General features: G+C 70.7%; 14 protein-coding genes. 7 read left to right on the top strand and 7 right to left on the bottom strand.

Annotation, left to right across the window (positions count from 1 at the left end; genetic code table 11):
- Positions 1-100: 100 nt before the first annotated feature.
- Positions 101-499: a PRC-barrel domain-containing protein gene (locus tag CEG14_RS09110; protein WP_094826066.1), complete on the bottom strand. Its 399-nt coding sequence runs from the start codon at positions 497-499 to the stop codon at positions 101-103.
- Between the two features lie 45 nt (positions 500-544).
- The gene (locus CEG14_RS09105) at positions 545-1,432 is read right to left on the bottom strand and encodes a BON domain-containing protein (protein WP_094826065.1); all 888 of its coding nucleotides are present in this window, start codon (positions 1,430-1,432) and stop codon (positions 545-547) included.
- 241 nt (positions 1,433-1,673) lie between these two features.
- Here CEG14_RS09105 and CEG14_RS26305 point away from each other — a divergent pair, with 241 nt between their 5' ends.
- Positions 1,674-1,979 carry a BON domain-containing protein gene (locus tag CEG14_RS26305; protein WP_179280568.1) on the top strand — a complete coding sequence of 102 codons (306 nt, stop codon included), beginning with the start codon at positions 1,674-1,676 and terminating at the stop codon, positions 1,977-1,979.
- A 110-nt stretch (positions 1,980-2,089) separates the two neighbouring features.
- On the opposite strand, the gene CEG14_RS09095 is transcribed toward CEG14_RS26305, so the two are convergent.
- The 4 genes from CEG14_RS09095 to CEG14_RS09080 form a co-directional block, all read right to left on the bottom strand.
- Positions 2,090-2,425 carry a DUF883 family protein gene (locus CEG14_RS09095; RefSeq protein WP_094826063.1) on the bottom strand — a complete coding sequence of 112 codons (336 nt, stop codon included), beginning with the start codon at positions 2,423-2,425 and terminating at the stop codon, positions 2,090-2,092.
- A 151-nt stretch (positions 2,426-2,576) separates the two neighbouring features.
- A complete protein-coding gene (locus CEG14_RS09090; protein ID WP_094826062.1) occupies positions 2,577-2,762 on the bottom strand; it encodes a hypothetical protein in 186 nt (61 codons plus the stop codon).
- A 49-nt stretch (positions 2,763-2,811) separates the two neighbouring features.
- Complete coding sequence (locus tag CEG14_RS09085; protein WP_094826061.1) at positions 2,812-4,590, bottom strand: thiamine pyrophosphate-requiring protein; 1,779 nt, start codon at positions 4,588-4,590, stop codon at positions 2,812-2,814.
- Between the two features lie 141 nt (positions 4,591-4,731).
- Entirely contained in the window at positions 4,732-6,126 is a 1,395-nt protein-coding gene (locus CEG14_RS09080; RefSeq protein WP_094826060.1) for a sigma-54-dependent transcriptional regulator, read from the bottom strand.
- A 309-nt stretch (positions 6,127-6,435) separates the two neighbouring features.
- On the opposite strand from CEG14_RS09080, the gene CEG14_RS09075 reads away from it, so the two are divergent.
- Positions 6,436-7,419 (top strand): sigma-54 interaction domain-containing protein, encoded by a 984-nt coding sequence (locus tag CEG14_RS09075; protein ID WP_094826059.1) that lies wholly within the window; start codon positions 6,436-6,438, stop codon positions 7,417-7,419.
- Between the two features lie 284 nt (positions 7,420-7,703).
- Positions 7,704-9,191 (top strand): RNA polymerase factor sigma-54, encoded by a 1,488-nt coding sequence (locus CEG14_RS09070; protein WP_094826058.1) that lies wholly within the window; start codon positions 7,704-7,706, stop codon positions 9,189-9,191.
- A 283-nt stretch (positions 9,192-9,474) separates the two neighbouring features.
- Here CEG14_RS09070 and CEG14_RS09065 read toward each other — a convergent pair whose 3' ends face one another.
- On the bottom strand, positions 9,475-9,840 hold the full coding sequence (locus CEG14_RS09065; RefSeq protein WP_094826057.1) for a hypothetical protein: 366 nt from the start codon (positions 9,838-9,840) through the stop codon (positions 9,475-9,477).
- A gap of 319 nt (positions 9,841-10,159) precedes the next feature.
- Between CEG14_RS09065 and glgA the strand changes: the two genes are divergently transcribed.
- Genes glgA through glgB form a run of 4 tightly spaced genes read left to right on the top strand, consistent with a single transcriptional unit; the run spans position 10,160 to position 20,435 of the window.
- A complete protein-coding gene (gene glgA / locus CEG14_RS09060; RefSeq protein ID WP_094826056.1) occupies positions 10,160-11,728 on the top strand; it encodes a glycogen synthase GlgA in 1,569 nt (522 codons plus the stop codon).
- 9 nt (positions 11,729-11,737) lie between these two features.
- On the top strand, positions 11,738-14,890 hold the full coding sequence (locus tag CEG14_RS09055) for an alpha-1,4-glucan--maltose-1-phosphate maltosyltransferase (protein WP_094826055.1): 3,153 nt from the start codon (positions 11,738-11,740) through the stop codon (positions 14,888-14,890).
- A gap of 14 nt (positions 14,891-14,904) precedes the next feature.
- On the top strand, positions 14,905-18,240 hold the full coding sequence (gene treS / locus CEG14_RS09050; protein WP_094826054.1) for a maltose alpha-D-glucosyltransferase: 3,336 nt from the start codon (positions 14,905-14,907) through the stop codon (positions 18,238-18,240).
- The gene (glgB, locus tag CEG14_RS09045; RefSeq protein ID WP_094826053.1) at positions 18,240-20,435 is read left to right on the top strand and encodes a 1,4-alpha-glucan branching protein GlgB; all 2,196 of its coding nucleotides are present in this window, start codon (positions 18,240-18,242) and stop codon (positions 20,433-20,435) included. The genes treS and glgB overlap by 1 nt, the downstream gene beginning before the upstream one ends.
- Positions 20,436-20,438 lie beyond the last annotated feature (3 nt).

Here is a 20,438-nt window from a genome sequence, read left to right as displayed (position 1 = left end):
ACGCTCGACGCATGTGAAAAAGCCGGCCCGGAGATCGCTCCGGGGCGGCTTTTGCATGGCGGCGCGCGCGCAAGAGCGGCGCCCCGCCCTGCACCGCCGCTTACCAGTACGGCGGTTGGTTGTAGTAGCTGTGCACGTCGGTAGCCCAACGTTCGTCGGCCATGCTGGGCCAATTGTCCTTGTCGAAGCCCTTATCCTGCTTGAGCTGCTCCTTGGGCACGTCGAGCACGAAGCACTTGCGGTCGGTGTCCAGCGTCAGCGCGCTCCACGGAATCGCGTAGAGCCTGTCGCCCATGCCGAGCACGCCGCCGTGCGACAGCACCGCGTAGGCAATGCGCCCGCGCGGCACGTCCAGCATGATTTTTTCCACCGAGCCGAGCTTCTCGCCGGCCGGGTTGTAGACGTCGTTGTCTTCCAGCGTGTCGGCCGCCATCACCTCGGGGCCCGGCCCCTTGGGATCGCGCTTCGGTCCGCCCACGATATTGGTCGATGCAGTCATGTCGTCTCCTTGCTCACGTGGACCGGGAGGATCCCGGTCCACCGCTCAACGGCCGCGCAGCGCGACCCTGATCCGGTTGTCCACGTCCTTCACGCCGATGCAGCTGTCGACGCAATCCTCGACGCGGTGCTTGACGCGGCGGTCCGCCACGGTGCCCTCCAGCGTGACCGCGCCATCGGCCACCTCGACCGACACGTCGCTCACGTCCAGGCCGCTCGTGGCCAGCCGTTCGCACACGAATTCGCGCACCCGCTCGTCCGAGCGCACGTAGCCGCGCGGGTCGATGTAGGTGGGCGCGTCATGCATGGCGCGCGATTGGGCCGCGCGCCATTGCTCGCGCTCCTCGCGGGCCGGGTCGGTTTCCAGGCCCGGCTGGCGGCCCCAGGGGTCGCGTGCGCGGCGGTAGAAGTCGAGGTCCTCGACATCGTTCATCTGCTGGCGCTGATACGAGGGATCCTCGTGCGAGAAGCCGCCGTAGCTGCTCTGCCCGGGGTCCGCGCTGCGGCTGCGCACCGGCGTGTCGCGGCCCACCGCGCGGGTGCCCGGGGCCTTGCCCGGCGCGCTGCCGGGATGCCTGCCACGCGGGTCCGGCTCAGGGTCTTCGGGATCGGCGCCGCGCGGCTGGTCGCCGCCACCCCGGGTGCCCGGATAGCGGCCGCCCTCCTCGTATTGCGGGCCGGCCTCGTTGGCCTCGCCGCCCACGTAGTCCTCGGGGCGCTGTCCCTTGGGGCGGCCGTAATCGGGTTCGTCGGCACCGAACTGCCCGCTCTTGCGCGACTCGTGGTCCTGCGCACCGCGCGTGCGGCCGTCCTGGCCGCCCGCGGGGTCGGGATGCCGGCCGGGATCGTCCTCGCGGTGGCCGGCGCGCTGGTGCGCGGGCGGCGTATCACGGCTGGGATCGGATTGCGGTTTTGCGTCTTTGTCCTGGCGCATGGCTAGCCTCCTGCTGAAAGGTCCACCTCGTCAGAGAGGTGCGCCGCGGCGGGCGCGGAGGTGGACGTGCCCCGATGAGGTCGCAAGAGGCATGCCGGGTTACATCCGTGCCGGGCGAGCTGCGCCACCCGGCGCGCCGGCCCATGGGAATGGGCCTTGCGGCGCCCTTGGCATTGCGTGGGCGACATGTCGGCGCGACTCCGCAGCGCGCGCCGCTGCGGCCAACCCGGAGGATCCGATCATGAAGCAGACCCTGTTTTGCCTGACCCGGCCGCTCGCGGCGGCCCTGCTCTGCGGCGCGCTGGCCGCGCCCGCCATCGCGGCCACCCCGCAGGACGCCATGCTCACCACCCAGGTGCGCGAGGCGCTCGCGTTGCGCGCCGGCCTGGAATCCAACACGATCGGCGTGCGCACGGAGGCGGGCGTGGTGCAGCTCGAGGGCCAGGTCGAGAACGACGAGGTCGCGGCCCGCGCGCTCGACGCGGCCAGTGACGTGCAGGGCGTGCGCGAGGTGCGCAGCCTGCTCGTCGTCAGGCGTGCGCTCTGACGCGACGACTCGCCCAGTAAAAAGCGGCCGCGCAATGCGGCCGCTTCGGATTGCGGCGCGCAGCGCGCGCACCGCGGGCGGGACGGGCTGCCGTCCCGCCGGTCCGGCGCTCAGCGGCGCCAGTGATCCGACATCAGGCATGCGCCGATCAGGGCGCCCAGCACCACGGCCACGCCGGCGGTCTTCCAGGCGTTGTCGTGCACATAGCCGTCGGTCGCATTGGACCAGCGGCGGGCGCGATCCGCGGCCACGCGTTCCCAGCCGCCCGCGTGTTCGCGCGCGCTTTCGAGCTGGTGCTTGAGACGGTCGCGCGCCGACTCGATCTCGGCGCCACCGTAGGTCGCGGTGCTGCGCAAGAGCGCCTCCGTGCCGGCGATCAGCTCGCTCAGCGACTCCTTCACGTGGCTCTTGGCGTTGTCGAGATGGCGGTGATGGCGTGTCGTCATGACGTCTCCTTGAAAAAACTGCAACTGCACGCGCCCCGCGGCGCGCGTCGAATCCAGGACGGGCGCAAGTGGCGTGCCCGACCCCGGGTCGGCGGACACGGCGCGGGTGACGCCGGCCCGTCGAGGGGCGCTGGGGGAGCCTCGCCCGGCGTTACAGATCGGCGCGATCCGAGCCCGGCGTCTGCTGCGGATCCAGGCCGGGCAGCGGATTGCGCAGGCTGTCCGGCGGATAGTTGCGCTCGCCCGATTTGCGTTGATCGCCGGACTCTTCGCGCGGCTTGTCCTTGCGCGGCTCGGCCTTGCCCGAGCCGGGGTGCTTCGATGCCTTGGTACTCATTGCGTGCTCCTTGCGCCCGCAGGCGCGCTGACGGATACGGCAGTGCGGCTCAACTCGCCCACCATTGCGACAAGGTCGCGCGCAGGGCCTGGCGCCCGCTCGCGTCCTCCTTGCGCAGCGCCTGCAGATACGCCTTCATCTGCTTGAACGGCACGTGCGGCGGGATCGGCGGCATCTCGGGATCGGTCACCGCCTCGATCAACACGGGCCGGTCGGCCTTGAACGCCTGCTCGATCGCCCCCGCGCATTCGTCGCCGCGCTCGATGCGGATGCCTTCCAGGCCCAGCAGCCGCGCGTAGTCGGCATAGCGGAATTCGGGCAGCAGCTGCGACGCGTGAAAACGCGGGTCGCCACCCATCACGCGCTGCTCCCAGGTGACCAGGTTCAGGTCACCGTTGTTCAGCACCAGCACCACGATGCGCGGGTCTTCCCAGTCCTGCCAGCGATGCGCGATGGTGATGAGCTCGTTGATCCCGTTCATCTGCATCGCGCCGTCGCCGATGAGGGCGACCACGGGCCGGTCGGGATGGGCCAGCTTGGCCGCCAGCGCGTAGGGCATGGCGCAGCCCATGCTCGCCAGACCGCCCGAGACCGAGCCCATCATGCCCTCGCGCAGATTCAGGTCGCGGGCGTACCAGTTGGCCGCCGAGCCCGAGTCGCAGGTCACGATGCTGCGCTCGGGCAGCCGCGCCGAGAGCTCGAGCACCGGGCGCTGCGGGTTCATGCGCTCGCGTTCGTCCATGGCCCGGGCCTGCACGGTCTTGTGCCAGCGCTCGTTCATGCCCGCGACCTTCTCGGTCCAGCGCTTGCGCGCCGGCGCCATCTCGGCGTCGAGCAGCGGCAGCAGCGCGCGCAGCGTGTCGCGCGACTCGCCCACCAGCCCGAGCTCGACGGGATAGCGCAGCCCGATTTTGCGGCCGTCGCGATCGATCTGCACGGCACGCGCGCGCCCCGCCTCGGGCAGGAATTCGGAATACGGGAACGAGGTGCCCACCATCAGCAGCGTGTCGCACTCGTTCATCATCTGCCAGCTCGGCTGCGTGCCCAGCAGCCCGATCGAACCGGTCACGTACGGCAGGTCGTCGGGCAGCACGGCCTTGCCCAGCAGGGCCTTGGCGACGCCGGCACCGAGCCGTTCGGCCACGGCCCGCAGCTCGGGGCCCGCTTCGAGCGCGCCCGCGCCGACCAGCATGGCCACGCGTTCGCCGCGGTTGAGGATCTCCGCCGCGTTGGCGAGCGCGGTGGCGTTCGGCACGCTGGCGTGCGAGGTGATGCCGATGCCGGTATGCAGCATGCCGTGCTCGCGCTTGGGCTCGGGCACGGCCGGCAGGTCCTGCACGTCATTGGGGAAGATCACGCAGGTCACGGTGCGCTGCTCCAGCGCGATGCGCAAGGCGCGGTCGACCAGATGGCGGGCCTGCTCGGCGGTGGTGGCCACCTGCACGAATTCATGGGCGACGTCCTTGAACAGGCTCACCAGATCGACTTCCTGCTGGTAGTCGCCGCCGAGCGCGCTGCGCGCCTGCTGGCCCACCAGCGCCACCACCGGCTGGTGATCGAGCTTGGCGTCGTAGAGGCCGTTGAGCAGATGGATGGCGCCCGGGCCGGAGGTGGCCAGGCACACGCCGACCTGGCCGGTAAATTTTGCATGGCCGCTGGCCATGAAGGCCGCGTTCTCTTCGTGGCGGGCCTGCACGAATTCGAGCGGCGCCTCGGTGCGACCGAACGCGCCGATCAGGCCGTTGATGCCGTCGCCCGGATAACCGAACACACGGCGGATACCCCATTCGGCGAGGCGGTCGAGGACGAAATCGGAGACAGTCTGCATGCGGCGCTCTCCAGGCAAGGTGCGGGAAAGCTCAAGCGGGCCGCAACTGCCGTGCCTGCCGGCGCGGCGATGCAAAGCACGACGGCCGCGATGCGCGGCCGTCGGGGGATTGCGGAGGCAGGCGCGCCGGGCGCGGTGGACTCAGGCGCCTTCGCGCGCGTCGGCCGCGTCTTTGTCCTGCGGGATCAGAAAGCCCTCGCGCTCGTATTCCTCGAGGCGGTTGTAGAGGGTCTTGGCGCTGATGCCGAGCATCGCCGCCGTCTGCTTCTTCACGCCGCCGCAGCGCGCCAGCGTGGCCAGGATGAGGCGCCGGTCGGCTTCGGCCAGCGTCGCGCCGACCTGCACGCTCACGCGCGCATCGTTCTGCGCGCCGCCGGCGCGCGGCGCCTTGGGCGAGGTCTGCGGCAGCAGCGACTCGTCGGTGATGTCGTCGGTCTCGGCCAGGATATAGGCGCGCCGCACGAAGTTCTTCAGTTCGCGCACGTTGCCGGGCCAGCCGTGCTGCAGGATCGCGGTCCGGGCGGCGTCGGTGAAACGCTTGTTGGTGCCGTTTTCCTTGTTTTGCGCGGCCAGGAAGCGCTCGGAGATGAACAGTACGTCATCGCCGCGGTCGCGCAGCGCCGGCAGCTCGAGCGGGAACACGCCGAGCCGGTAATACAGGTCTTCACGCAGCCGGCCTTGCGCCACGGCCTGCTCGGGGCTGCGGTTGGTGGCCGCCACGATGCGCACGTCGCAGGCGATCTCGCGATTGGTGCCGACGCGCATGAAATGGCCGGTCTCGAGGACCCGCAGCAGCTTGACCTGCAGGTCGAGCGGCATCTCGGTGACCTCGTCGAGAAACAGCGTGCCGCCATCGGCGCGCTCGAAATAGCCTTTGTGCTGGCGGTCGGCGCCCGTGAAGCTGCCCTTTTCGTGGCCGAACAGCTCGCTCTCGATCAGGTTGGGCGAGATCGCGCCGCAGTTGACCGCCACGAACGGACGCTGGCGACGCGCGCTGAGATCGTGGATCGCATGCGCGGCCAGCTCCTTGCCGGTGCCGCTCTCGCCGATCAGCAGCGTGGACACATCGGTGGGGGCCACGCGCGCGAGCTGCTCGTAGACGCGCTTCATCACCTCGGAGCGGCCCAGCATCTGGCCGAAGCGCCCCTCTTCCGAAAACGGCTGGTCGGCCGGCGTGCTGTCGGCGGTGCCGGCGACGCGGTCCATGATCTGCTGCAGCCGCTCCATGCTGATGGGCTTGACCAGGTAATCGGTGGCGCCCAGTCGCAGGGCCTCGACCGCGCTGTCCATGCTGCCGTGGCCGGTGATGACCACCACTTCGGCATTGCCGATCGGCACGCGGCGGAAGATGTCCATGCCGTTGCCCTCGGGCAGGCGCACGTCGGCGAGCACCAGGTCCGGCAGCTTGCGTTCCCATTGCAACACCGCGTCGCGGACCGACCCCGCCTGCGCGACCGTGAAACCGCTTTCGCGGCCGATCTCGGCGAGTGTCTCGCGGATGGCGTCATCATCGTCGACGACGAGCAGGTGTGGCATGGAATGCTTTCCTTCTGGCTTTATGAATGTTGTGTACTGTGTGGCGACCGACGCTCGTGACGTCGGTGCCGCGGCTGCAAGTTTGCCATGCTTGACGATTGCTTGCTTGCCGGACCGGAACCGGGCATGCATGGCGTCGAGCATAGCGTGCGCTTCGCGATCTGTGCCAAACTTGCGGACATCGATACGTAAACATTCGATACCGAACTTCGGCCCGCGACATGGCTTTTTGCATCTCGTCGCATTTGCCCCTGGCGGTTCGATTGGCGCCCGCTATGATGAGGGGTCTGCCACCACCGAGATTTCCGCATGCCCGCTCGCAGCTCCACGCCCCCTCCCGCCGCCCGGCCGTCCCCGCCGGACCCCGAACGGCTGGGCGTCAGTGAGGTGATGCAGCAACTCAACCGCCAGATCGAGCGGGCCGCCGCTACCGACGCGTCGGTCTTTATCATCGGCGAGAGCGGCTCGGGCAAGGAGCTCGTGGCGCGCGCGATCCACGCCGGCAGCCCGCGCGCCGACCGGCCCTTCGTGGCCGTGAACTGCGGCGCAATCAGCCGCAGCCTGGCGCATGCGCTGCTGTTCGGCCACGAGAAAGGCAGCTTCACCGGCGCCCACTCGCAAAACGCCGGCTACTTCGAACACGCCAGCGGCGGCACCCTCTTCCTCGACGAAGTCACCGAGATGTCGACCGACATGCAGGTGCACTTCCTGCGCGTGCTCGAGACCGGCACCTATCAGCGCGTGGGCGGCACCGATCTGCTGCGCGCCAACGTGCGCGTGATCTGCGCCAGCAACCGCGATCCGCTCGAAGCGGTCGAGGATGGCCGCCTGCGCGAAGACTTCCTGCACCGGCTGCTGGTGGTGCCGCTGCGCGTGCCGCCGCTGCGCGAACGGGCGGAGGACGTGCCGGTGCTGGCGCAGCGCATGCTCGACGAGCTCAACCAGACCCATCGCGGCAAGAAGCGCTTCGCGCCCGCCATGCTGGAGGCGCTCCAGCGCTACGACTGGCCGGGCAACGTGCGCGAGCTCAAGAACATCGTGCAGCGCGCCTACATCATGGCCGACGAAGAGATCGGGCCGGAGATGGCGCCGCGCGCCACCGCGCCGCTGGCCGACGCCTCCGACCAGCTCGACTTCGCGGTGGGCACGGCGCTCGCGGATGCGCAGCGCAGCCTGATCCTGGCCACCCTGCGCCAGTGCGGCAACGACAAGCAGCGCGCCGCCCAGGCCCTGGGCATCAGCGTCAAGACGCTCTACAACCGCCTCGCCGCCTACGGCGCCAGCGACGCCTGAACGCCGCCGGCAGGACGTGCGGCCGGGGCGCCGGCCGGCGTCGGCCGCGCCCCGCGCGCCCCGGCCGCATCAGCCGCGCAAGCCCGGGCACGCCACATGCGCAATTCTTACCGGACGGCGGTAAACGTGTCCCTCGTCCTACCTATCGAATCCCGCTCGCGCCCCCCGCTCCCCTCTGAAGGCCCTGCCTCGATCTAGGGATAACCCTAGCTGGCACGGATATTGCATTCATATCCCCCTGTAGAACCTCGCCGGCCCGTGCCGACGTCATCAAGGAGATATGTGTGAGTTACGCCGCCCAGGAATTGCGTTTGCGCCAGCAGACCACGCTGGCCCCCCGTCTGCAGCAGTCCGTCAAACTGCTGCAAATGTCGGCACTGGAGTTCACCACTGCCGTCCAGCATGCGTTGGCCAACAATCCTTTTCTTGAGGACAGCTCCGACGACATGCCCGTCGACCCGAGCGTGGCCGGCATGCCGACGACGCTGGGCGCGGGCGGGAACGAAAGCGTGGGCGGCGAAACCGCCGAGCCGTCCGGCCCGGGCGGAGAGGAAGGCGCCGCCGAGGCCGCGCCCGCCGACAACAACGACTACGCACCCGAATACGCCAGCGACGCGCCCGGCGAGTATTCGGGCGACTATCCCACCAGCCACGGCAGCGGCGCGCAGGGCAACGACCTGGCGCATTGGGTCGCCGCGTCGCCCTCGCTGTGCGAGCGCCTGCTGCACGAACTGAGCGGCTACGCGGTGAACGACCGCGACCGCGCGCTGGCCGCCTTCATCATCGACGCGCTCGACAGCGATGGCTATCTGCGCACGCCGCTGTGCGAACTGGCGGGCGACGCCGGTTTCGACCCGGAGCCCGACGAGGGCGAATGGCTGGCCGCCCTCAAGCTGGTGCAGAGCCTGGACGCGCCCGGCCTGGGCGCGCGTGACCTGCGCGAATGCCTGCTCCTGCAGCTGCGTGCGCGCCAGTGTCCGGGCCAGGCGCTGGCGATCAACATCATCGAAAACCATCTCGAGCGACTCGGTCGCAACGACATGCAGGGCCTGCAGCGCCTGCTGGGCTGCGAAGCCGAGGACCTGCAGCAGGCGTGCGCGCTGATCCGCGGCCTCGATCCCAAGCCCGGCCGCCGCTACGACAACCAGGCCCCCGCGTATGTGGTGCCCGACGTCTACGTGAGCAAATACCAGTCGCGCTGGCGCGTGGTGCCCAACCGCCAGGCCATGCCGCGCGCGCGCCTGTACCAGACCTATGCCGACCTGTTCCGCCGCGCCCGCGTCGACAACCGCAGCCCGATGGCGCAGGAACTGCAGGAAGCGCGCTGGCTGGTGCGCAACGTGGAGCAGCGCTACACCACGATCCAGCGCGTGGCCGAGGCCATCGTCAAGCGCCAGCAGCGCTTCTTCGAATACGGCGAGGTGGCGCTGCGGCCGCTGATGCTGCGCGAAGTGGCCGACGACCTCGACATGCACGAATCCACCGTGTCGCGCGCCACGGCCAACAAATACATGGTCACGCCGCGCGGCGTGTTCGAGTTCCGCCATTTCTTCTCGCGCGAGCTGGCCACCGAATCGGGCGGCTCCTGCTCCTCGGCCGCCGTGCGCGCGCTGATCAAGGAACTGATCGACGCCGAGGATCCGAGCGAACCGCTGTCCGACGTGACGCTGACAGAACGCCTGGCCGCCAACGGCATCGTGGTGGCGCGCCGCACGGTCACCAAGTATCGCGGCCAGATGCGCCTTGCACCGGCGGACCTGCGCCGACACTGATATCTCCGGAGGGTCATTCCCTTTTGATACCCGGCCCTCGTGGCCGGGTTTTTTTTCGCCCCGCCGGCTTTGCCGGTATTGCCGTCGTCAGTGCCGTGAGGGCATGGCGCGCCGTTGCCGCTTCAACGGAGGCGCTAGCCGCCGCGCTAGCCGCCGCGCTGGCCGCCGCGCTGGCCACCGCAGCCCTGCCCCGGGAGGGCCTTCCGCGACGCAACCACCGCCGCAAAAGAAATTGCCCGCGCAACCAAGGGCTGCGCGGGCAATGACCGGGAACGGACGGCGCTTACTTCGAGCCGCCGGTGTTCGGATATCCCGGAGGAGGCGCGGCGCCCTGGCTGTTGGTGCGCGGCACGTTGTCGTTGGCTTCGCGCGGCGCGTTCGGCAGGTCATTCTTGCGCGTTGCGGGCGCATTGCCATCGAGCTTCTTCGTGGTGTCCAGATTGGGCGGATTGGTGCCCTGCATCGTGCCCTGGACCGGGGCCGGCGGCGTCTGGCCTTCGGGCACCGGACGGTTCGGCGGCGTGGCGGTGCCGTCGTTGGGCGACACGGACGGCGCGGCCGGATAGGCGTTCTGCGCGTAGGCAGCGCCGGCCGGTGCCAGGACGGCCCCCATCAGAACGAGGGCGCACATCGGAGCTCGGATTTTCATGAGGGATCTCCTCGGTGTGGTTGGACTGAACCCGAGCTGTCGCAAGGCCCGTGCCCGCCTCGCGTGCGTAACGCAGGCGTGCGCACCACGCGCGGGGCGGGCACGTGACGCGCGCGTGGCACGCGTGCGCGGCGCGCGACGTGCCGTCGCAGGAGCGGGCGCCCACCCCCGGCGCGTGGCCCCACGAAGGCGCCCTATCCACCCGGATTGGTGCGCTGCCGCATGCCGGGCACGCCTCTTGCTATGAGGAGGAAGACAGACAGAGGGAGCTGGCCCGCATGCCGCGGGTCCTCCCGATCCTTCAAGCACAGGAGCAAGCATGTCTTCGAGCAGAGTACTCATTGTGGCGGCCGAGGCGTACCCGCTGGCCAAGAGCGGTGGCCTGGGCGATGCGGTGACCGGGATGGCGCGCGCGCTGGATGCCGGCGGCGCGCATGTGACCGTCCTGATGCCCGCGTACCGTGGCGTCCGGGCGCAACTGAGCCGGGCCCGTGAAGTGGCGGAGTTGCGCGGCCTGCCGGGCGGTCCCGCGAAGCTGGTGGGCGGCACCTGCCCCCAGGCCGGCATCAATGTGCTGCTGCTGGAAAACGACGCGCTCTACGACCGCAACGGCCTGTATGCCGACGACAAGGGCGACTTCCCCGACAACGCGCTGCGCTTCGCGGCGCTGGCCCACGCCGCGGCCCGCATCGCGCAGGGCCAGCCGGGCGTGCCGCGTCCCGACGTGGTGCACGCGCACGACTGGCACGCCGCCCTCACGCCGGCGCTGATGCGCTCGCGTGGCTGCGCCGCCAAGAGCGTCCTCACGATCCACAACCTCGCCTTCCACGGCCAGTTCCCGCTCGAGCAGGCCAATGTGCTGGGCATCCCGGCCGACCTGCGCGACGAGAACGGCATGGTGGCCTGGGGCAAGCTCAACTTCATGAAGGCCGGCCTGCGCTACGCCGACGTGATCACCACCGTGAGCCACACCTACTCGCGCGAGATCCTCACGCCCGCCTTCGGCTGCGGCCTGGACGGCCTGCTGCGCGAGCGCGTGGCCGACCTGGTGCCGATCGCCAACGGCCTGGACGACACGCTGTGGAATCCCGCCAACGACCGCCACCTGGGCGCCTACCGCTACAGCGCACGCGATCCGCGCAACAAGGCGCATTGCAAGGCCTCGCTGCAGCAGGCCCTCGGCCTGTCGGTCAATCCCAACGCCACGCTGATCGCGATGGGCAGCCGCCTCACGCACCAGAAGATGGCCGACGTGGCCGCCCGCGTGCTGCCGCGCATCCTGCAGGCGCACGACGACGTGCAGGTGTTCGTGCTGGGTCAGGGCGAGCGCCAGCACGAGGACGCGATGCGCGCCATGGCCGAGGCCTGGCCCGACCGCTGCGCCGTGCGCATCGGCTATGACGAGGAAACCGCGCACCAGCTGCACGCCGGCGCCGACATCCTGCTGCACGGCAGCCGCTTCGAGCCCTTCGGTCTCACCCCGCTCTACGCCATGCGCTACGGCACGCTGCCGATCGGCTCGCGCGTGGGCGGCATGGCCGACACGATCCACGATCCGGGCCCGCGCGCACCGATCGCGGCGATGCGCACGGCCAACGGCCTGCTGTTCGACGGCGAAGGCGACGAGGACATGCTGGCCGCCATCGGCCGCGCCCTGCACCTGCGCCGCCAGGAACCCATCTGGCAAGCCATGCAGCGCAACGCGATGATGGCCGACTTCAGCTGGGACAGCGCCGTGCAGCCGTACCTGCAGCTGTTCGAAAGCCTGACGGCCGGTGCCCCCGGCACGCCGCAACCCGCGCGCGTGCGCCGGGTCTCGTCCTGGCCCTACACCGTCCAGCGCCCCGCACAACCCGGCACGCCGCCTCCCGCGCCTGCTGCACTTTAAGGAGGCGCGATGGCGCGGCCTGAACGCACCCGCCTCGATCCCGACGGCGCCTGGCGCGCCGTGTTGAGCGATGCGGCTGCGTTGCAGCCGCAAGCGCTCGCCGACTGGCGCGCCGACGGCTTCAACGCCGTGCTCGTCAGCGCGCCGGGCAGCCGCGACCGACTCAACGGCGCGTGGAGCGATCCCGACCATCTCGACGATGGCCGGGACGTCACCGCCGTGATTGCAGCGTGGGCCGAGGCCTGCCATGCACAGTCGCTCGCGCTCTGGATCGACCTGGACCTGACCCGCGCCAGCCTGCGCGGACCCTACGCACAACGCTTTTCCAGCGGCTACGCCCACACCGGCGAGGACAGCGCGCGCGACCCGCGCCTGCCCGCCGAGTCGCGGGAAGTGGCCACGCTCGCCGGCGCCCGCATGGAAGACGGCGTGCGCGACGACTGGACCGCGCGCCTGCGCGGCTGGATCGAGGCCGGCGCCGATGGCCTGCGCCTGCATCGCCCCGAACGCGTCGCCGCCAGCGACTGGCGCCGGCTGTTCGACGCCCTGCGCACCTCGCACCCCGGCGTCACGCTGCAGGCCTACGGGCCCGGCCTGACACCCGCCCAGCTCGAACACCTGGTGCCGGCCGGCTTCGACCTGATCCACGATTCGCTGCCGTGGTGGGATTACCGTTCAGACTGGCTGGCCGAGGAACACGCCCGGCTGGCGGCGCTCGCGCCGGTGCTCAGCATGCCCGCCCTGCCCCATGCCGGACCGCCCGACGCGGCGTGGCGCCGCGCCCTCTGGTGCGCGGCCTATGCGGGCGACGGCTGGCTCTATCCCCACGCGGCGAATGCACCGCGCGAACTGCTGCGCGACATCAATCTCTGGCTCGGCGAAACGCGGCCACGCACGCCGCTGCGCCTGGCCGCGGGCCAGGCCGGCCGCGCCACGCTGCTGTGCCGCGGCGCCGACGTCCTGGCGCTGCATCCCGGCGGCGACGCGCCGGCCACGCCCGACTGGGAGCTGGTGACGGCGGCGCTGCCGCCCGGCATCCCGCAGCGGGTGGGCGGCGAGCCCGGCGATTGGCTCGGCGCCGCCGTGCCCGTCAACGATTGCCTGCGTTTTCACATCGCGCCGCAGCCCCCGGTGGGCGCGGCGGTGCCGGGCGGCCTGCGCGCGCCGGCCGACGGGCCGCGCGTGGTCATCGAGGACGTGCAGCCGCGCGTCGACGAGGGCCGCCACGCGATCAAGTGCGTCACGCACGAGTCGCTCGCCGTCGAGGCCGACATCTATATGGACGGCCACGACGTGCTGGCCGCCGAAGTGCGCTGGCGCGCTCTGGACGAGGCCGAGTGGCAGCGCGTGCCGATGCAGTTCCTCGGCAACGATCGCTGGCGCGCCACGTTCCAGCCGCGCCGCGTGGGCGCGCACGAATTCGTGGTGATGGCCTGGCGCGACGACTGGGCCACCTTCACCCACGAGCTGGCGGCCAAGCATCGCGCCGGCGTGCCGGTGGCGCTGGAGGTGCTGGAAGGCCTCGCGCAGTTGCGCGCGGCCCATGCTCGCGCCCGCGCGGGGACCCACGCCGCCGGCGTGCTCGGCCGCACCCTGTCGATGTTCGACGGCGTGCCGGCGCAGGCGCGCGAGGCGGTCGAGCAGGCCGCGCACTGGCTCGAGGGGGCCCGCATCGAGGCCCTGCTCACGGCGGAGCTGGCCGCCGCCATGCGCGAGACCCAGGCGCGCGCCTTCGAGGTCGCCAACGGCCCGTGGCCGGTCTGGACCGACCGCGCGACCGCGCGCTACGCCAGCTGGTACGAGCTCTTTCCGCGGTCGCAGGCGCCCGAAGCGGGCCGTCACGGCACCTTCGACGACGTGATCGCGCGGCTGCCTGCCGTGCGCGCGATGGGCTTCGACGTGCTGTACTTCCCGCCGATCCATCCGATCGGCCTGCGCAACCGCAAGGGCCGCAACAACAGCCTGAGCGCCGGTCCCGACGACGTGGGCAGCCCGTACGCGATCGGCGCGGCGGCGGGCGGGCACGATGCGATCGAGCCCGCGCTCGGCACGCTCGACGACTTCCTGCGGCTGGTGCAGGCCGCGCGCGAGCACGATCTGGAGATCGCGCTGGACTTCGCCATCCAGTGTTCGCCCGACCACCCCTGGCTGCGCGATCACCCCGACTGGTTCTCGTACCGCGCCGACGGCTCGATGCGCTATGCCGAGAATCCGCCGAAGAAGTACGAGGACATCGTCAACGTCTCGTTCTACCAGGGCGCCCGCCAGGCGCGCCGGATGGCGCTGTGGCGCGCGCTGCGCGACGTGGTGCTGTTCTGGACCCGCCACGGCGTGCGCACGTTCCGCGTCGACAACCCGCACACCAAGCCGCTGCCGTTCTGGCAGTGGCTGATCGAAGAGGTGCGGGCGCAGGCCCCCGACGCCGTGTTCCTGTCCGAAGCCTTCACCCGGCCCAAGATGATGCGCCGGCTGGCCAAGATCGGCTTCACCCAGTCATACACCTACTTCACGTGGCGCAACACGCGCGACGAGCTCGACAGCTATTTCGACGAGCTCTCCAACAGCGATATGGCGCGCTACTACCGGCCGCAGTTCTTCGTGAACACGCCCGACATCAACCCGTACTTCCTGCAGACGTCCGGACGCGCGGGCTTTTTGATCCGCGCCGCGCTGGCCTGCACCGGCTCCGGCCTGTGGGGCATGTACAGCGGCTTCGAGATCTGCGAAAGCGCACCGCTGCCGGGCAAGGAGGAGTACCTGGACTCGGAGAAATACGAGCTGCGCTGGCGCGACTGGGACCAGCCCGGTCACATCCGGCGCGAGATCACGCGGCTCAACGAGGTGCGGCGCGCCAACGCGGCGCTGCAGAACCACACCGGCTATCAGGCCCTGCCCTGCGACAACGGCGCGGTGCTGGCCTTCTGCAAGCACACCCCCGGCCTGGGCAACGTGGTGCTGGTGCTCGTGAGCCTGGATCCGCATCGGCCGCAGGCCGCCTCGGTGGCGCTGCCGCTGGCCCTGTTCGGCCTGCCCGAGCATGCGGCACTGTCCGCGCACGACCAGATCAATGACGCCCGCCACACCTGGCAGGGCCCGCGCGTCACCCTCGCGCTCGATCCCTCGCAACCCTATGGCGTCTGGCGCCTGGCGGCCCCCGAATGACGAAGAGACATCCCATGGATACCCCGACCGCGCCCCCCACCCCGCAGGACGATGGCCTTTGGTACAAGGACGCCATCATCTATCAGCTGCACGTGAAGTCGTTCTTCGACGCCAACAACGACGGCGTCGGCGACTTCGCCGGCCTGCGGCAGAAACTCGACTACATCGCCGACCTCGGCGTGAACACGCTGTGGCTGCTGCCCTTCTATCCTTCGCCGCGGCGCGACGACGGCTACGACATCGCCGACTATCGCGGCGTGCACGAGGACTACGGCAACGTGGCCGACGTGCGCCGCCTCATCCGCGCCGCGCACGCCCGCGGGCTGCGCGTGATCACCGAGCTGGTGGTCAACCACACCTCCGACCAGCACCCGTGGTTCCAGCGTGCCCGCCGCGCCAAGCCGGGCTCGGCGGCGCGCAACTTCTATGTCTGGTCCGACGATGACAAGGCCTACGCCGGCACCCGCATCATCTTCGTCGACACCGAAAAGTCGAACTGGACCTGGGACCCCGTGGCGGGCGCCTATTTCTGGCACCGCTTCTATTCCCACCAGCCCGATCTCAACTACGACAACCCGCAGGTGCTGCGCGAGATCCTCGCGGTGATGCGGCACTGGCTCGACCTGGGCGTGGACGGGCTGCGGCTCGACGCCGTGCCCTACCTGGTCGAGCGCGAAGGCACCAACAACGAGAACCTGCCGGAGACCCATGCGGTGCTGCGCCAGATCCGCGCCGTGATCGACGCGGAGTACCCCGACCGCATGCTGCTGGCCGAGGCCAACCAGTGGCCGGAAGACGCGCAGGAATACTTCGGCCGCGGCGACGAATGCCACATGTCGTTCCACTTCCCGCTGATGCCGCGCATGTACATGGCGATCGCGCAGGAAGACCGGTTGCCGATCACCGACATCATCCGCCAGACGCCGGACATCCCCGAGACCTGCCAGTGGGCGATCTTCCTGCGCAACCACGACGAGCTGACGCTGGAGATGGTGACGAGCCGCGAGCGCGACTACCTCTGGAGCGTCTACGCCGCCGAGCCGCGCGCGCGCATCAACCTCGGCATCCGCCGCCGTCTCGCGCCGCTGCTCGAGCGCGACCGGCGCCGCGTCGAACTGATGAACAGCCTGCTCTTCTCCATGCCCGGCACGCCGGTGCTGTACTACGGCGACGAGCTGGGCATGGGCGACAACGTGCACCTGGGCGACCGCGACGGCGTGCGCACGCCCATGCAATGGTCGCCCGACCGCAACGGCGGCTTCTCGCGCGCCGATCCCGAACGCCTGCCGCTGCCCGTCATCATGGGGCCGCTCTATGGCTACGAGGCGATCAACGTCGAGGCGCAGCAGCGCGATCCGCATTCCCTGCTCAACTGGACCCGCCGCCTGCTGGCGCAGCGGCGCCAGACCCAGGCCTTCGGCCGCGGCACGCTGCGCTTTCTCTACCCGGGCAACCGCAAGGTGCTGGCCTATCTGCGCAGCTGGCAGGACACCACCATTCTGTGCGTGGCCAACCTGTCGTCGGCGGCGCAGCCGGTCGAGCTGCACCTGCAGGACTTCAACGGCCGCGTGCCGGTCGAGATGCTGGGCAAGACCCCGTTCCCGGGCATCGGCGAGCTGCCCTATCTGCTGACCCTGCCGCCCTATGGCTTCTACTGGCTCGACCTCAGCGCCAACGCCGCGCCGCCGGGCTGGCACGCCAGCATGCCCGATCCCATGCCGGATCAACTGACCCTGGTGATGCGCGGCAAGCGCCGCGGCGGCCTGGCCTACACCGACACCTCGCTGCCGCTGCTCGAGCGCGAAGTGCTGCCGGCCTATCTGGCGCGCCAGCGCTGGTATCCGGGCACCGGCGCGCCGGAGGTGGCCCGTCTCGCCAGCGTCACCGCGCTGCCCGCGGCCGCCTCGGCCCCCGAGCTCGAATGCTTCCTCACCGAGATCGACAGCGGCGCCGGCGACGCGCGCGTCAACGCGCCGCTGGCGCTGAGCTTCTCCGACGCCAACGTGCCCTATCCCATCGCCCGCGTGCGGCGCGTGGCCGAGGTCGGCACGCTGACCGACGCCATGCTGATGCCCGAGTTCGTGCACGCGCTGCTGACGGGCTTCGCGCAGTCGAGCCGCCTGCCCAGCGTGGACGGCGCAGGCGCCGCCGACGGCGAGGTGCGCTTCGAGGGCGAGGCCGGCCTGGCCGACCTCGCCCTGGGCGACGAGACCGAACTGCGCTGGCTGTCGGCCGAGCAGTCCAACACCTCGGTGGTGGTCGGCGACCGGGCCGTGCTCAAGCTGATGCGCATGGTCAGCCCCGGCGCCTCGCCCGAAGCCGAGATGACGCGCTACCTGACGCGTGCGGGCTACCGCCACACGCCCGCGCTGCTGGGCGAGGTGGTGCGCATCGACGCCGCCGGCGCGCGCCGCACGCTGGCGCTGATGCACGAATACGTGATCAACGAGGGCGACGCCTGGCACTGGACGCTCGACACGGTCAAGCGCAATCTCGAAGGCGCGCTGCTGACCGGCGCCGCGCCCGAGGAATTCGAGGCCAATCTCGAGGGCTACGCCGTGATGGTGCAGACCATCGGGCAACGCCTGGCCGAGCTCCACGCGGTGCTGGCCCGCGACACCGACGAGACCGATTTCGCGCCGCGCCAGGCCACCACGCAGGACGCGGCCGCGGCCGCGCAGCACGCCGTGGCACAGCTCGACGCGGCCCTGCAGGCCTTGCAGCGCGTGCATGACCGACTCGAGCCCGCCTCGCGCGCGTGCGCAGCCTGGCTGGCCGAGCATCGCGACCGCCTCGCGACCCTGCTCGAGCGGCAGGCGCAGGCGCTCACTGGCAGCCTGCTCACGCGCGTGCACGGCGACCTGCACCTGGGCCAGGTCCTGGTGGCGCAGACCGACGCCTACCTGATCGACTTCGAGGGCGAACCCATCCACGGCCTGGACGCGCGCCGCGCGCTCGCGAGCCCGGCCAAGGACGTCGCCGGCATGCTGCGTTCGTTCGACTATGCGGCCGCAACCCTCCAGCGCGAGGAAACCAGCGCCGGGGTGCCGGTCGACGCCAACGCGCCGCCCGCCGGCGCCGCCGCGGCGGGTGCGCCGCAGGAGCTGCGCGACAAGCTGCTCGGGCTGTTCCGCGACCGCGCCGCGCAGGCCTTTCTCGCGGGCTATGGCGGCACCGGCGCCACCCTGCCCGCCGACCTCCTGGCCTTCTCGCAACTGGAGAAGGCCGCCTATGAAATCTGCTACGAGGCCGCGCATCGGCCCGACTGGATCTCCATCCCGTTGCATGCCCTGGTCGAACAGGCCCGGGCAAGCCTGATCGATGCCGCCCTCGACAAGGACCCCGACTGATGGCTTCCCGCAGCACCGTGCTTTCCGACCACGACATCGCCGGCCTGCTCGCCGGCCGCCATGCCGACCCCTACGCCGTCCTGGGTCCGCACGACGGCCAGGTGCGCGCGCTGCTGCCCGGCGCCCGGGCCGTGGCCGCCGTGAGCCCGAAGGGCGAGCGCATCGCGCTCGCCGAATCCGCGCCGGGCCTGTTCGGCGCCGACGTGCCTTTCGCCCGCCCCGGCGATCCCGCCTCCTACCGCCTGGCCGTGACCTGGCCCGGCGGCACGGGCGAGGTGACGCTGGAGCATGCCGACCCCTACGCCTACGGCCCGCTGATCGACGAAGACGCGCTGCGCAGCCTGAGCCAGGGCTCGTGGTGGCATGCCGGGCGCGAGCTCGGCGCGCAGGTCACGCGGCTGGGCGCGGCCGAGGGCGTGCGCTTCGCCGTCTGGGCGCCGAACGCGGCGCACGTCGCCGTGGTGGGCGATTTCAACGGCTGGGACACGCGCCGCCACGCGTTGCGCCTGCGCCACGCGGCCGGCGTGTGGGAGATCTTCGTGCCCGGCATCGGGCCGGGCGAACGCTACAAGTTCGCCATCACCACGCGCGCCGGGCAGGTGTTGATGAAGGCCGACCCGCATGCGCGCCAGACCGAGCTGCCGCCCGCCACCGCCTCGGTGGTGGCCGACCCCACGCCCTTCGCCTGGCACGACCAGGCCTGGATGGACCGGCGCGCGGCTGCGCAGTCGCCCGACGCGCCGATCTCGATCTACGAACTCTCGCCCAGCGCCTGGCTGCCGCCGCCCAACGCGACCGACAACGGCAGCGTCTGGGCCCGGCTCGCACAGCGCCTGCCCGACTATCTGCGGTCGCTCGGCTTCACCCACGTGGAGCTGATGCCGATCATGGAGCATCCGTTCGGCGGCTCCTGGGGCTACCAGCCCCTGTCGATGTTCGCGCCCAGCGCGCGCTACGGCACCCCGGCGGAATTCGCCCACTTCATCGACAGCTGCCATGCGGCCGGGATCGCGGTGCTGCTCGACTGGGTGCCCGCGCACTTTCCCGAGGATGCCCACGGCCTGGGCCGCTTCGACGGCACCGCGCTGTATGAGTACGAAGACCCGCGCGAGGGCTACCACCCCGACTGGCACACGCTGGTCTACAACCTCGGGCGCACCGAGGTGCGCGCCTTCATGATCGCCAGCGCGATGCACTGGCTCGAGCAGTTCCACATCGACGGCCTGCGCGTGGACGCGGTGGCCTCGATGCTGTATCGCGACTACAGCCGCAACGCCGGCGAGTGGATTCCCAACGTGCATGGCGGCCGCGAGAACCTCGAATCGGTGGCGTTCCTGCAGGCGCTGAACCAGACGCTGCGCGAGCACTGCCCCGGGGCGATCTCGGTCGCCGAGGAGTCCACCGCCTGGCCCGGCGTCACGGCCCCGGTCGCCGACGGCGGCCTCGGCTTTCACTACAAGTGGAACATGGGCTGGATGCACGACACGCTGCGCTACATGGCGCACGACCCCGTGCACCGCAAGCACCATCACCACGACATGACCTTCGGCATGGTCTATGCCTATTCCGAACGCTTCATCCTGCCGCTCTCGCACGACGAGGTGGTGCACGGCAAGGGCTCGCTGCTGGGAAAGATGCCCGGCGACGCGGCCGCCCGGCTCGCCAACCTGCGCGCCTACTTCGGCTACATGTGGGCCCATCCCGGCAAGAAGCTGCTCTTCATGGGCGGCGAGCTGGCCCAGCCGACGGAGTGGGACCACGACGCGTCGCTGCCCTGGCACCTGCTCGATCACGCCGGCCATCACGGCGTGCAGCGCCTGGTGGGCGACCTGAACCGGCTCTACCGCGAGCTGCCGGCCCTGTCGGCGCGCGACAGCGATCCGGCCGGCTTCGTCTGGGCCATCGGCGACGACAGCGACAACAGCGTGGTCGCGATGCTGCGCACCGACGGCGAGGGCTGGGTGCTGGCGGTCAGCAACTTCACGCCGGTCACGCGCCACGACTACCGCATCGGCGTGCCGCGCGCGGGCCACTGGCGCGAATGCCTGAACACCGATGCCGACGTCTACGCCGGCTGGGGCCAGGGCAACGCCGGCGGCGCCCGCACCGCAGACCTGCCGGCCCACGGCCACCCGCAATCCCTTTCTCTCACCCTTCCCGCTTTATCGACGATCTACCTCTCGCTGGAGAATTGAGGC

Origin of the sequence: Bordetella genomosp. 1 (assembly GCF_002261335.1) — a bacterium.
GTDB lineage: Bacteria > Pseudomonadota > Gammaproteobacteria > Burkholderiales > Burkholderiaceae_B > Bordetella.
Note: the sequence above shows the minus strand (reverse complement) of the source record. Positions and strands in the feature narration are given on the sequence as shown.

Bases quoted from the DNA above. Each gene is read 5' to 3' on its own strand.
- CEG14_RS09065 (WP_094826057.1), bottom strand. From the start codon at position 9,840: ATGAAAATCCGAGCTCCGATGTGCGCCCTCGTTCTGATGGGGGCCGTC.
- glgA (WP_094826056.1), top strand. From the start codon at position 10,160: ATGTCTTCGAGCAGAGTACTCATTGTGGCGGCCGAGGCGTACCCGCTG.
- CEG14_RS09075 (WP_094826059.1), top strand. From the start codon at position 6,436: ATGCCCGCTCGCAGCTCCACGCCCCCTCCCGCCGCCCGGCCGTCCCCG.
- CEG14_RS26305 (WP_179280568.1), top strand. From the start codon at position 1,674: ATGAAGCAGACCCTGTTTTGCCTGACCCGGCCGCTCGCGGCGGCCCTG.
- glgB (WP_094826053.1), top strand. From the start codon at position 18,240: ATGGCTTCCCGCAGCACCGTGCTTTCCGACCACGACATCGCCGGCCTG.
- CEG14_RS09080 (WP_094826060.1), bottom strand. From the start codon at position 6,126: ATGCCACACCTGCTCGTCGTCGACGATGATGACGCCATCCGCGAGACA.
- CEG14_RS09105 (WP_094826065.1), bottom strand. From the start codon at position 1,432: ATGCGCCAGGACAAAGACGCAAAACCGCAATCCGATCCCAGCCGTGAT.
- CEG14_RS09055 (WP_094826055.1), top strand. From the start codon at position 11,738: ATGGCGCGGCCTGAACGCACCCGCCTCGATCCCGACGGCGCCTGGCGC.
- CEG14_RS09085 (WP_094826061.1), bottom strand. From the start codon at position 4,590: ATGCAGACTGTCTCCGATTTCGTCCTCGACCGCCTCGCCGAATGGGGT.
- treS (WP_094826054.1), top strand. From the start codon at position 14,905: ATGGATACCCCGACCGCGCCCCCCACCCCGCAGGACGATGGCCTTTGG.
- CEG14_RS09090 (WP_094826062.1), bottom strand. From the start codon at position 2,762: ATGAGTACCAAGGCATCGAAGCACCCCGGCTCGGGCAAGGCCGAGCCG.
- CEG14_RS09110 (WP_094826066.1), bottom strand. From the start codon at position 499: ATGACTGCATCGACCAATATCGTGGGCGGACCGAAGCGCGATCCCAAG.
- CEG14_RS09095 (WP_094826063.1), bottom strand. From the start codon at position 2,425: ATGACGACACGCCATCACCGCCATCTCGACAACGCCAAGAGCCACGTG.